An 11,604-nucleotide genomic window follows, 5' to 3' on the forward strand; every position below is an offset into this window, starting at 1 on the left:
GAACGCTCACTCCCCGTCAAGGTCGTCGAGCAGCAATACCCGCCGGTATTCAAACTGGTTGAGCTTGCGGCGCAGCCGCCGCCGGGCCGACAGCCGGACCGGTTTGTCGCTGCACAGCGGATTCAGTACGGTGGTCGCGTGCTGGAGGTGGCTGACGAACCGCCCCAGTTCTTCGGGGGTCACGAAACTCATCTCGTAGCCCTGTTCGACCAGCCTGCGGTGGATGGAGCGCCCGACCGGGCCGCCGTCGTCGAAGCCGCCGGGACACCGCTTCAGGAGTTCGGTGCGGTACAGCACGCAATGGGTGCGCAGATACCGCTCCTGCTTCGGTTTGATTTCCGCGCGGAACTTCTTGGCCAGCCCTTCGACGAAGCCGGCGAAACGGCGGTAATGGGTGGTGGTTTTGAGTTTCCAGCTGCCGAGTCCGGCAATCTGCGGCGAGGCGTTGATCCGGTTGACCAGGAAGTCGAGCCAGAGGTCGTTGCGGATCAGGGTATCGGTGTGCATCAGCAGCGTCAGCGGAGTGTCGACCTCCTTAAGCGCGAGATCGATCGCGCGCGCTTCCATCTGGTGGGGAGTTTCGCCGCCGACGTTGCGGCGCTCCAGCAGCCTGATCCAGCGGAGTCCGCGCAGGTATTCGAGCGATTCGTCCTGCGAATCGTTGTCCACGACGATCACCTTGTACCGTTCCGGAGCGGTGTGCATCCGGAGCAGGCGCAGACAGAGCCGCGTCAGCTCGGGAGTCTTGTAGTTCGCTATGATGACGGTAACTTCGGGTGTGCTCATGAACGCTCGCAGTTGTTGTTTTACTGTTATGCAGTTCAATATACACCCGTGAGCCCATTATTCAAGTTGCAGAAGTGTTTTCTTGCCGCGTAGTCTCCATACACTCAGGAGTGCTGCCGATCAGGCGGAGGGCGTTGGTGCGGCCGACTTTCAGCAGCTCCGCGTCGGAGAGCAGCTCCAGCGAGGCGAGGTGCTTCATGCAGAAGTCCAGCGTGACCGCCGCCGCGACCAGGCAGTTCTTGGCCGGGTTGTACAACTTTCCATCCGGCGTCAGGATCGCGTCGTTGCCGAGCACGCGGCAATGGCCGGGAGGATATCCGGCCGCCTCCGAAGCGTCGCTGGTCACGATCACCCGGTCCGCCCCCTTCACACGCAGGATCACCTTGATCAGGTCGGCGGGCAGGTGATGGCCGTCGGTGATGATCATCGCGCTCAGCCGGTCCTCGGCCAGTCCCGCCCAGATCGGGTTGCGGTGCCGGTCGAGCTGATTCGGCAGGCCGTTGCCGAGGTGGGTCAGCGCCTGCGCTCCCGCATCCGCCGCGTTCACGATGTCCGCGGTATTTGCCAGGTGGTGGCCCACGGAAACCGCGATTCCGAGTTTCCGGGCGCGGGCGATCGCCTCCGGCGCGCCCGGCGCATCGGCGCTGACGGTGATCAGCCTGACGAAGCCTTCCGCCTGTTGGTAAAGCCGTTCCACCGTTTCGGGGGAGGGGGCCTGCACCCACTCCGGGTTGTGCGAACCGATCGCGCCGCGTGCGATGAAAGGCCCTTCAAGATGGATGCCCGGAACCGCTCCGGCGAGGCCGTGCCGTTCGACCGCCCGCCGGATCAGCGGCAGGTTGCGGCGGTAGACTTCGGCCGGGGAGGTGATCAGCGTCGGCAGGAAAACGGCGGTTCCGGCGGCGAACAGCTCGTCCGCCGCCCGCAGGAACTCCGATTCGGTCAGTTCCGGATCGGAGAAGTTCACCCCGTTGTGTCCGTTGACCTGAAGATCGACCCAGCCCGGATTATTCATATTTCTTCTCCAGCAGCGACGCCGAATCGCGGTCGAGGAAGGTGGCCACGTCGGAGTGGGTGCGCAGGATCGACGACGGGCAGAGATTGGTCAGCGGCCCTTCGAGAGCGCCCCTGACCGCTTCGGCCTTGCGCTTGTCCGGCACGGTGTTGATGATCGCCTTGCTTTTCAGGATCTGGCGGCAGCTCATCGAAATCGCCCGTTCCGGCACGTCCGCCAGCGTCGGGAACCAGCCTTCGCCGAGCTGCTGCCTGCGGCACTTCTCATCGAGTTTGATCACCAGGTAGGGTTTTTCGGTATCGAAGTCCGCCGGCGGATCGTTGAACGCGATGTGACCGTTTTCGCCGATGCCGATGAACGCGACATCGATCGGATTTGCGGAAATAACCGCATCCAGTTCGGCGCAGGCCTGCTCCGGATCGGCGGCGCTGCCGTTGACCGGATGGAACGCTGCGGGCGGCACCGGCAGTTTCGACACGAAGCGGGTCCACAGATATTTGCGGAATCCCGCCGGGTGGTCCGCCGGAAGCCCGATGTATTCGTCGAGGTGGAAAATCCGGATTTTGCTCCAGTCGATTCCCGGCTCCTGCAACAGCGCCGCCAGCATTTCGAACTGACTGGCGCCGGTGGCGAGAATAATGTTCGCTTTGCCGTTGTCGGCGAGCGCCTTGCGGATTTTTTCCGCTCCCGCTTTCGCCGCCGCTGTTCCGAGTGAAACCTTGTCGTCAAAAATTTTTACCTGCATGTTTCATGTTCCTTTCAATATTAATTGTATAATCCCTTGTCAGGGGGGGAGAAGCCATGCCGCTTGGGCGGCTGGCGGGTCTGCAACCCTGCGGTTTGCAGACCTTGTGCGCTCCGGTGCCTGATTTTCAATCAGGCACCGGAGCTGGGCGCAGTAGCGTACAAGCGTCTCCGACGGGCAAGGCGCTTGCCCTTGCAACCCGACCGGCAACGTGCCGGTGCAGAGTTCCGCCGATAGAGCAAACAAACTCATAGATCCTACCCCCGGTTTTGAGATTTTTGCGCAGCAAAAAGCTCGAAACCGTACCCGGCGCCGGCACCTTGCCGGTCTGGGGGACCGGGGGGCGAAGCGCCCCCGGCCGCCGGAGGCAACCCAAAGTTGCCGGTTAGAGGTCGGCGAGGACGACGGGAACGCCGCCCCGGGCGCGGCTGCGGCTGGCGGCTTCGAGGAAGGCGATTACCTCAAGGCTTTCGGCCGGATCGATCGGGGAGACTCCGGTGCGGAAAAAGCGGTCGATCGACTGCGCCAGCGCGAACATATACGGGATGTCCGGGTTCTGCACGCTGACGATATGGCGCTTGTCGGTGGTCAGCCGTACTCCGAAGTTATTGGCTCCGACCCGGTTGCCGGCGACGAGGCCGAGGCGGCCGTCGTTCCAGCGGCCGACGACGAGATCGAACTTCCCGTTGCTTTCGGTATGGACTTCGGCACATCCTTTGCCGAGGTAGCTGTACACGATTTCGGCGGAGTGGATGCCGTACCAGAAGTAGTCCCGGTAGTCGTCGAGGATCGCCATCGGGCCGAAGCCTTCGGCGGCGGCGACGGTCTCATCCTGCGGCTTGAGTCCGGCGATCCCGGCGGCGAAGCGCATGCTCGATGCGGTCATGATCGGCACATTGTACTGTGCGGCAAGGTCGAAAAGCGTTCTGGCATCGCTGTAGGAGCAGGCGAGCGGCTTGTCGATGAAAACCGGTTTGCCGAATTTCGCAAGTACTTTGAATTGTTCAAGATGCTGTGCGCCGTCGACGCTTTCGAGCAGATAGGCGTCCAGCCCGGCGAGTTCTTCGATGGAGCTGACGATTTCGACGCCGTACTTGTCGCGGAGGTCGGCGGTGAAGCCGGCGACGCGGCTGCGGCTCAGCGAGAAGGTTTCACTGCCGCCGGGGAAGGCTTTGACGACCTTCACGCCGGGGACGTGGAATTGATCCGCCGGATCGTTGAAGCATCCGGCGAAACAGACGACATGGGAGGTGTCGAGGCCGACGAGGCCCACTTTGAGTTCCTGCATGATAAAAGTTCCTTCAGTTGAGTTCGATGCGGGGGAGGGGATTCTGGCGGTGCGCCTCTTCCATCACGTAAATCTGGCGGCGGACCTGATCGAGGGTGATGATCCGCTGTGCGCCGTTGACCAGTATGTCGTAAATGTTGTCGTAGACTCCGGCGGAAAGATCCGTGAATCCGTTGGCGTTGCTGCTCGGATCGGGGAAACTCCAGGTCTCTTCCTGCCAGTTCAGCGTTTCGGAACAGTATTGGCGGCGGTCGCTCCACGGCTTCCACAGCGTATGTTTCGGGGCGCGGGCCGGATCGAAGTATTTCCAGCGCAGCCCGGAGGGGCCTCCGGTCAGCCCGCCGAGCGTTCCCTGGATGTTGTACTGTTCGCCCTGCGGGTAAGCCTGAAAGGAGCTGACCTGAATTTCGATGGTCGGCGCACCGTCGCCGTAGAGGGTCAGCGCGCAGAAGTTGTTCGCGTCGCCGCCGAAGTCGAAGTGGTACGCCGCCATCCGGCAGAACACCTGAGGCGTGGCGTCCCCGAACAATACGAGCGCCTGATCCACCGGATGCGGGCCGGTGTTGAAGAGATTCCCGGCGCACTGGTCCTGCCGGGTCTGCCAGTCCCAGCGGCGGCCGTAGCCGGACCAGTTGCTGCGGATGCAGATGATCCGGCCCAGCACCCCCGAAGCGATCACTTCGCGGATTTTGCGGAAGTACGGATAGAAGCGGGAATTCTGGAAGGGGAAGAAAAGCTTGTCCGCTTTTTCGGCGGCTGCCGTGATCGCGTCGAATTCGGCCACTGTGGTCGCGGAGGGTTTCTCGCTGAGCACATGGAATCCCGCCTGCAATCCGGCGAGCGAGGTTTCGACGTGGAAACGGCTCGGCGTCGCGTTGACCAGCAGTTCGAAGCCGCCTGCGGCGATCAGCTCCTTTGCGTTATGGAATGTTTTGCAGCCGAAAGCCTTGACTGCGTCTTCCCGCCGGTCGTCCAGTTCGTCGGCCACCGCGACAACCTCGAATCTCGGATCAGTCTTCAGGTACCTGGCGTGGATGTCGCAGCCGCTGCGGCCGAAACCGGCGATGGCTGTTTTCACTTTCCGGTTCATGTCGTGTTCTCCTTAAGTAATTTAAGTATCCGCATCCCGGAATTCGGGATAAACCAGCAGTCCCGATTCGGCGTCCGGCGTACCGTCTAGCGTCCGTTTGAGCTTCGCCGCCGCTTCCTTGAAAAGCAGCTCCTGATCCTGCAGGAAACCGGTCACGCGAACGCCGAAGATGTCCGTGTCGAAATCATTGTCGAAGTCGCTGTAGAACAGGTTGCCGCGCCATTCGACCGGATGGAACGCGCTCCAGCGCATCAATGCGCCGGTGTGGGCGCGGGTATCGCTGACCACCAGCAGCGGACGTTCGTCCGAGAGTTTCAGGCGTTCTTCCAGCGTGGCGACCTTCTCTTTAAAGTCAGGCGGCATACGCACAACTTCGTAGAATTTGCCCGTTTCGCGGCAGGCGTCCACAAAACCCTCGCACCGGTAGCCGGTGACCAGCGAATCCGGGCGACTCTGCAGCAGTACCGGCAATGCTTCGGGATACGCCGCGATCCGGCTGCGGGTGATCTCGTAATAGGCACGGCGATGGTCGCTCGAAACATAGGGCAGGTCGGCCACCACGCGGTTGATCAATACGCTCGGCACCTGCGGCGCGATCGCCTCGATCGCCGGAAACAGCACCGCTTCGGGGCGGACCCATAGCAGGCCGTCGAATTCAAAAAGCCGCCGCCATGCGGAACGGTTTTCCAGTTCGGCGGGATTCAGAAAGACCGCATCGAATATGCTGCCGGCGTACTCCATGAATTCCGCTCCCGACACTACGCCGACCCTGAATTTCTTTTCCGCGATCGGCGCGGCGAAGGTGCCGGAACCGTGGCGGCTGACCAGAATTCCGGAACGGGTCAGTTCCTGGATCGCCCGGTCCAATGTGGCGCGGGCCACCCCGAATTCCTCCGCCAGCTCCGGACGGGAGGGCAGGGCGCTGTTTTCCGGATAGACGCCCTGCCGGATCCTGCGTTCAATCTCCCGGGCAATCTCCCGGAACGGTTGCTGTCTGACCATGGAACACTCCTCGGCGGTTAATTTTAATCTAGGTTTCTTTGTTATATTATAATTTGACTAGGCAACTATTTCAAGGGCGGAATTGGGAAAAAAGTTGTTTTTTTACAGGGAGGGGACATTCGGATTAGAAAAAAGCGGTATAACACGCTATGTTAGAGGAGTGTATTTCAGAAAGGCGGTCGCATGGCGGAGTTGGTGAATTGCCCGAATTGCGGGCTGGACTACGAAATCTATCCGGAACTGGTCGGCGTCACGCTTTGGTGTGAACGCTGCGGCTGCAGTTTTTGCGTGTCGCGCTGTCTGCCCGATTCAATCTACATGAATACCTCCGGCGGAGTGTTCCTCTACCCGGCGGCCCGGCTTGAAGAGATGCTTGAATCCGGGGAACTCTCCTGCGATGCCGTCTGCCTGTCGCCGGATTGTGTGAACTGGATGAGCTACACCGAGCTTTTCGACCGGATGCCGCTCGAAGTCGAGCTTTTGAACCTGCCGTTGCCCGTGCCGGAACCGGAGGCGGCTCCACCTGTGGCCGTTTCCCCGGAAGAACCGCCCGCCGTTGAAATGCCGGAACCGGAGGAAGAACCGGAAGAATACGCCGAACCGGAGGAGCCGCCGCGCCGCGCCTCGTCGTTCGCCGGTTTCTTTGTGCTGTTCAAGGGAGTCACTTCTCTGTTGATCCTGCTGGGACTGATCGCGGCGTTTGTGATTTTCATGCTTTACCATACCAGCGGCGAGGTGAACGACTTCATCACCAAAGAAGCCACCGTGCGCAGCATCATGGAGCGCGCCGGGCGCGAGCCGGACGGCAGGATGGTGAAGCTGCTGCTGAAGACCGCGGTGAAGGCCGATCCGGCGGAGGCGACCGCGGAATTGTTCCAGGCGGTTCGTTCGGAACGGGCCGACCTGGTGAAACTGCTGCTGGAGGCCGGCGTCACTCCGAATGCCCGCACCAAGGTCGGGATGACCGTATTGGTCGATGCGATCGGGCCGCCGCCGTCGGTGCTCGACCCGCTGACTGCTCCGGAGGGGAGCGAGGAGTGGGAAAAAAAACGCGGCGAGCTGCGGATCGGCGAATCCGAAGGCAAACTGGAGGTGATTCGCGCCCTGATCGCCGGAGGCGCCGACGTGAATCTGCAATCCTTCTATCAGAACGGGCGGCTGGTGACTCCGCTCGGCAATGCAAAAGAATTCCGGTACCGGAAAATTGAAATGATGCTCCGTGAAGCCGGAGCAAGAGAATGAAAAGGACAGGATATGGAATTGGATTACACGCTGGATGAACTCTCCAAGATGATCGATCACTCGCTGCTGCATCCGACCATGACCGATGAGGAATTGATCAAGGGGGCTGCACTGGCGGTTGATTACAACTGCGCTTCCGTCTGTATCAAACCGTATTTTGTGAAGATTATCTCCCAGTTGCTCGACGGCACCGGGATCAAAACCGGCACTGTGATCGGTTTCCCGCACGGCAACAGTTCCACCGCCGTCAAGGTCTTCGAGGCGAAGCAGGCGGTGGAGGACGGTGCCGACGAAGTGGACATGGTCATCAACATCGGCAAGGCTCGTTCGGCGGAGTGGGGATTCGTCAGCGATGAGATCGAAGCCGTGAACCGTGAAGTGACCTCCGGCGGCGCGATCCTGAAAGTGATTTTCGAAAACGATTTCCTCACCGATGCCCAGATCGAGCAGCTCTGTCTGGTCTGCAACCGGATCAGGCCCGCCTTCATCAAGACCTCCACCGGTTACGGCTTCACGAAGCGTGAAGACGGCAATTACAACTATACCGGGGCTACCGTCGAGCAACTCGCGCTGATGCGCCGCGTTTCCGATCCCGCGATCCAGATCAAGGCGGCCGGAGGCGTCCGCACGCTCGATGACCTGCTGACGGTGCGGAAGCTCGGTGTGACCCGAGTCGGAGCAACCGCAACCGCCGCGATTCTCGACGAAGCCGTCCGGCGCCTTTACGGGCAGGCCTGAAGCGGAACGCCGGGAAAACGCTGTTGCGGTGTTTGCCTGTTATTGCCAAATTGGGAGTCGGGTGGTTATTTGTAATATGTTCGTGGAAGTATTTCGGCAGAATAGTTGATTTATTTTTATTTTGGTTTATATTGAATGATAAGGCAACCAAATAAAGCAAGAGGAGGTTTTATTATGCCGTCATTCAGTAATCCGTTTGAAGGCCTTCATCATGACCGCAAGGTGACGGAGCCGGAGTTGATACGCGCGATTCGTTTTATGATTGCGTCGGAGTATGAAGCGACACAGCTTTACATGCAGCTGGCCGAATCGACCGACAACAAACTGGCCAAAGCAGTTCTGGTGGATGTGGCGGATGAGGAGCGCGTCCACGCCGGAGAATTCCTGCGGCTGTTGCATGAGCTTGCGCCTGATGAGTGCAAACACTACAAAGCCGGTGCAGGGGAGGTCGAGGAAATGATTGAGAAGTTAAAGAAGAAGTAGCCGGTTTTCAACCGGTATCTCGCCAGAGACGAACGGCGGGGAGTTCAAACTCCCTGCCGTTTTTTTCTGTCGACTAATTGCTTTCCGGAATTCGAGCCGCGGCAGGTCGGCATCAGGGCCGTCAGGATTGCCGTACCGGGACCGGAACGTGTTTCAGGCAGGGAACTTCTTGTTTCGCTATTTCAACAGTCCCGCAATGCCGGGCAGCCACATGGAGAGCGCCGGTATGAAGGTGATCAGCAGCACCGCGACGATCATCGCGATGAAAAAGGGAATCATCGGCTTCGTCACATTCGCGATCGAAGTTTTGCCGATGCCGCAGCCTAGGAAGAGACAGGAGCCCACCGGCGGAGTGCACAGCCCGATGCAGAGGTTTGCGATCATCATGATTCCGAACTGGATGTCGCTCATGCCGAGCTGACGCGCCACCGGCAGGAAAATCGGCGTGAAGATCAGCACCGCCGGAGTCATGTCCATGAAAGTTCCCACCGCCAGCAGCAACAGGTTGATGATGAGCAGCAGCACGAACCGGTTCTCCGAAACCGCCACCAGCGCCGAACTGATCGTCTGCGGAATGTTGGCGATGGTCATGATCCAGCTCATCGACGAACTTACCGCGATCAGCAGCATCACCACGGCGGTGGTGACGCCGGTCTGCCGCAGGATATCGGGAAGATCGCGCCATTTGACTTCCCGGTAGACCGCCATCGCCAGGATCAGCGAATACGCGACCGCCACCGCCGCCGCTTCCGTCGCGGTGAAGATGCCGCCGAGGATGCCGCCGATGATCACCACCATCAGGAACAAACTCAGGAAGGCGCGCCGGAAAGCGGTCCAGATCTGTCGCCGGCTGCATTTCACTCCGCCCTTGTCCCCCTTGCGGATCGCGTGGATCAGGCAGACCGTCATGATGCACAGCCCCATCACGATTCCGGGAATCACTCCGGCGATGAAGATTGCCGCGATCGAAACCGAGCCGCACGCGACCGCGTAGACAATCATGATGTTCGAGGGCGGGATGATCAGCCCCGTCGTCGCCGCCGCCGTGGTCACCGCTACACTGAAATCGCGGTCGTAGCCGTTGCGGGTCATCTCCGGCAGCATAAAGCCGCCTACGCTTGAAACCGCCGCCGTGGCGGAACCGGAAATGGAACCGAACATCATGCAGGTCAGGGTGTTCACATAGGAAAGCCCGCCCGGATAACGCCCCACGAGCGCATTGGCGAAGTCGATCAGCCGCCGCGCCATGCCGCCGCGCCCCATCAGGATGCCGGAAAGTACGAAGAACGGAATTGCCAGCAGTGAAAACGAACTCACGCCGTTCACCATCCGGTCAGCCACGATCGTTTCGCTCGAAGCCATTCCGCCGTTTGCGAAAACCGCCGCGAGCGAGGCGGTTCCGATCGCCACGCCGATCGGAACATTGCTCAGCAGCAACGCGACGAACACCAGGACAAGAACGATTGCCACTTCAGTCATGTTTCAGGTCCTCCCGGAGATTGCACACTTCAAACAACAGGATGAAAAGCCCGCTGACCGGCAGCGGCAGGTATTGAACCACGTCCGACACCTGAAGCGCCGGCAGCACATTCCAATGGTGAAGCGCCTGCATCACCAGCTTGACCCCGCCTATTTCAAAAACAATCAGGGTGAAGGCCAGCGTGACGAAATGGATGAAAAACGCCATTTTCAGCTTCATCCCGGCGGCAAAGCGATTGGTCAGAATATCGATCCCGAGGTGCGCCCGCGCTTCAAAGGCCGCTGCGATCCCGAGATAGCTGACCCAGATCAGCAGCACGCCGGCAAGCTCCTCGGTCCATTTGATCTGTGCTCCCCAAAGATAGCGCGACGCGACGCCGAGCAGCACGTCGATCACGAGGAGGGCGACAGCGGCGATCAGGCAGACGTTCAGCACGCGCAGAGCATGTTTTTTCAGGGTGTCGAGCATTATTTCACCTCCCGGATTTTGCGGATCAATTCTGCGGTTTTGCCGGTGTACGATGAATAGACCGGTTCCATTTTCGCCGCGAACTCCGCCTTGTCCACGACGATGAATTCAACTCCCAATTCTTCCGCCCGGGTCCGGGCACGCTTTTCGGCCTCCGCCCAGAGCTTGCGTTGGAAAAGGCCGGATTCGGCGGCGGCGATTTCCAGCCACTCGCGCTGCTGTTCCGACAGCGAATTCCAGGTGGCGGAGCTGACCACCAGCAGATCGGGTACCATCACATGGTCACTGAAGGTGAAAAATCTGCACACTTCCATGTGGCGGCCGGTCTCGAAGCTCGGCAGGTTGTTTTCCGCTCCGTCCACCGTGCCCTGAGACAGCGCGGTGTAAAGCTCTCCCCACGGGATCGGAGTCGGAGCGCCGCCGAAAGCGCTGACCATATCCATCGCGCTGCGGCTCTGCTGGGTGCGTATTTTCAGCCCCTTGAGATCGTCCGCCTTGCGGACGGGCTTCTTCGTCGTGTAGAAATTACGCGTCCCGGCGTCATAATAGACAAGGCCGCGCATTCCGGGGAGATGCTCGGCAAGGTCGCGGCCGATGGGGCCGTTCAGCACCTTCCAGAAGTGATCGCTGTCGCGGAACACATACGGCAGGCCGAGCACGGTGATCTCCGGTACGCTTGATTCCAGTACCGCCGTGGAGGTCTTGGAAATGTCGAGCTGCCCGTTCTGCACCTGCTTCAGACACTCCGCTTCGGAGCCGATCATGCCCGACGGGTAAATCTGTATTTCCAGCTTGCCGCCCGACAGCTTTTTGACCCGTTCCGCCATCATCACCATCGCTTCGTGCACCGGGTGGTCCGTCGGCAGCCCGTGTCCGAGCTTCAGGATCCGCGTGCCGTCCCCAGCGCCGCGCTGCGCGGAGCGCACGCACCAGGCGTACCCCAGCGACAGCACCAGCACGGCGATCAGGCCGCCGCCGAGCAGCCGCGATGTCCACTCTGAAAACAGTTTCAAGATGCTCCTCCTTATCCGGAAATTATAGAATGCAACATACAATGTTATTTAACATCATCATACTATATTAACGCCGTGTGCAAGTTTTATTGGTAAAAAACGAAAAAGAGCATGCTTGGGCTATTAATAGCCGAAATATCGATTAAGTTAGGTTAGCTACAACCAACTTAGAAAGGTATTCAAGCATGCTCACGGAAGACTATATCACCGAAGTGTATTGTTTCATAGACGACATGATGAAAGAATGTTGGAAA

At 59.8% G+C, this 11,604-nt stretch carries 12 protein-coding genes; 3 read left to right on the top strand and 9 right to left on the bottom strand.

What is annotated here, in order from left to right; translation table 11 throughout:
* Positions 1 to 6 precede the first annotated feature (6 nt).
* The 6 genes from C8D82_RS17680 to C8D82_RS17705 form a co-directional block, all read right to left on the bottom strand.
* Positions 7 to 786: a glycosyltransferase family 2 protein gene (locus tag C8D82_RS17680; protein WP_116885617.1), complete on the bottom strand. Its 780-nt coding sequence runs from the start codon at positions 784 to 786 to the stop codon at positions 7 to 9.
* Positions 787 to 847: 61 nt separating this feature from the next.
* Positions 848 to 1,801, bottom strand: coding sequence for an amidohydrolase family protein (locus C8D82_RS17685; protein WP_116885618.1), 954 nt, complete (start codon positions 1,799 to 1,801; stop codon positions 848 to 850).
* Positions 1,794 to 2,546 carry a glucosamine-6-phosphate deaminase gene (locus C8D82_RS17690; RefSeq protein ID WP_116885619.1) on the bottom strand — a complete coding sequence of 251 codons (753 nt, stop codon included), beginning with the start codon at positions 2,544 to 2,546 and terminating at the stop codon, positions 1,794 to 1,796. The genes C8D82_RS17685 and C8D82_RS17690 overlap by 8 nt, the downstream gene beginning before the upstream one ends.
* 385 nt (positions 2,547 to 2,931) lie before the next feature.
* A complete protein-coding gene (locus C8D82_RS17695) occupies positions 2,932 to 3,834 on the bottom strand; it encodes a Gfo/Idh/MocA family oxidoreductase (protein WP_116885620.1) in 903 nt (300 codons plus the stop codon).
* 13 nt (positions 3,835 to 3,847) lie between these two features.
* The gene (locus C8D82_RS17700; protein ID WP_116885621.1) at positions 3,848 to 4,924 is read right to left on the bottom strand and encodes a Gfo/Idh/MocA family protein; all 1,077 of its coding nucleotides are present in this window, start codon (positions 4,922 to 4,924) and stop codon (positions 3,848 to 3,850) included.
* A 21-nt stretch (positions 4,925 to 4,945) separates the two neighbouring features.
* Positions 4,946 to 5,926, bottom strand: coding sequence for a GntR family transcriptional regulator (locus tag C8D82_RS17705; protein ID WP_116885622.1), 981 nt, complete (start codon positions 5,924 to 5,926; stop codon positions 4,946 to 4,948).
* Between the two features lie 183 nt (positions 5,927 to 6,109).
* Here C8D82_RS17705 and C8D82_RS17710 point away from each other — a divergent pair, with 183 nt between their 5' ends.
* From C8D82_RS17710 to C8D82_RS17720, 3 genes are all read left to right on the top strand, one after another.
* Positions 6,110 to 7,168, top strand: coding sequence for an ankyrin repeat domain-containing protein (locus tag C8D82_RS17710; RefSeq protein ID WP_116885623.1), 1,059 nt, complete (start codon positions 6,110 to 6,112; stop codon positions 7,166 to 7,168).
* Between the two features lie 12 nt (positions 7,169 to 7,180).
* Positions 7,181 to 7,906, top strand: coding sequence for a deoxyribose-phosphate aldolase (deoC, locus tag C8D82_RS17715; RefSeq protein WP_116885624.1), 726 nt, complete (start codon positions 7,181 to 7,183; stop codon positions 7,904 to 7,906).
* A gap of 174 nt (positions 7,907 to 8,080) precedes the next feature.
* The gene (locus tag C8D82_RS17720) at positions 8,081 to 8,389 is read left to right on the top strand and encodes a ferritin family protein (protein WP_116885625.1); all 309 of its coding nucleotides are present in this window, start codon (positions 8,081 to 8,083) and stop codon (positions 8,387 to 8,389) included.
* A gap of 177 nt (positions 8,390 to 8,566) precedes the next feature.
* On the opposite strand, the gene C8D82_RS17725 is transcribed toward C8D82_RS17720, so the two are convergent.
* Genes C8D82_RS17725 through C8D82_RS17735 form a run of 3 tightly spaced genes read right to left on the bottom strand, consistent with a single transcriptional unit; the run spans position 8,567 to position 11,350 of the window.
* Positions 8,567 to 9,868: a TRAP transporter large permease gene (locus C8D82_RS17725; RefSeq protein ID WP_116885626.1), complete on the bottom strand. Its 1,302-nt coding sequence runs from the start codon at positions 9,866 to 9,868 to the stop codon at positions 8,567 to 8,569.
* Positions 9,861 to 10,337, bottom strand: a complete 477-nt coding sequence (locus C8D82_RS17730) for a TRAP transporter small permease (protein WP_116885627.1) — start codon at positions 10,335 to 10,337, stop codon at positions 9,861 to 9,863. The genes C8D82_RS17725 and C8D82_RS17730 overlap by 8 nt, the downstream gene beginning before the upstream one ends.
* The gene (locus C8D82_RS17735; protein ID WP_165833170.1) at positions 10,337 to 11,350 is read right to left on the bottom strand and encodes a TRAP transporter substrate-binding protein; all 1,014 of its coding nucleotides are present in this window, start codon (positions 11,348 to 11,350) and stop codon (positions 10,337 to 10,339) included. The genes C8D82_RS17730 and C8D82_RS17735 overlap by 1 nt, the downstream gene beginning before the upstream one ends.
* Between the last annotated feature and the right edge of the window lie 254 nt (positions 11,351 to 11,604).

It is taken from the genome of Victivallis vadensis (assembly GCF_003096415.1).
GTDB classification, from domain to species: domain Bacteria; phylum Verrucomicrobiota; class Lentisphaeria; order Victivallales; family Victivallaceae; genus Victivallis; species Victivallis vadensis.

Coding starts and splice junctions, on each gene's coding strand:
- C8D82_RS17685 (WP_116885618.1), bottom strand. CDS start 1,801: ATGAATAATCCGGGCTGGGTCGATCTTCAGGTCAACGGACACAACGGG.
- C8D82_RS17720 (WP_116885625.1), top strand. CDS start 8,081: ATGCCGTCATTCAGTAATCCGTTTGAAGGCCTTCATCATGACCGCAAG.
- C8D82_RS17700 (WP_116885621.1), bottom strand. CDS start 4,924: ATGAACCGGAAAGTGAAAACAGCCATCGCCGGTTTCGGCCGCAGCGGC.
- C8D82_RS17690 (WP_116885619.1), bottom strand. CDS start 2,546: ATGCAGGTAAAAATTTTTGACGACAAGGTTTCACTCGGAACAGCGGCG.
- C8D82_RS17705 (WP_116885622.1), bottom strand. CDS start 5,926: ATGGTCAGACAGCAACCGTTCCGGGAGATTGCCCGGGAGATTGAACGC.
- C8D82_RS17725 (WP_116885626.1), bottom strand. CDS start 9,868: ATGACTGAAGTGGCAATCGTTCTTGTCCTGGTGTTCGTCGCGTTGCTG.
- C8D82_RS17710 (WP_116885623.1), top strand. CDS start 6,110: ATGGCGGAGTTGGTGAATTGCCCGAATTGCGGGCTGGACTACGAAATC.
- C8D82_RS17730 (WP_116885627.1), bottom strand. CDS start 10,337: ATGCTCGACACCCTGAAAAAACATGCTCTGCGCGTGCTGAACGTCTGC.
- deoC (WP_116885624.1), top strand. CDS start 7,181: ATGGAATTGGATTACACGCTGGATGAACTCTCCAAGATGATCGATCAC.
- C8D82_RS17695 (WP_116885620.1), bottom strand. CDS start 3,834: ATGCAGGAACTCAAAGTGGGCCTCGTCGGCCTCGACACCTCCCATGTC.
- C8D82_RS17680 (WP_116885617.1), bottom strand. CDS start 786: ATGAGCACACCCGAAGTTACCGTCATCATAGCGAACTACAAGACTCCC.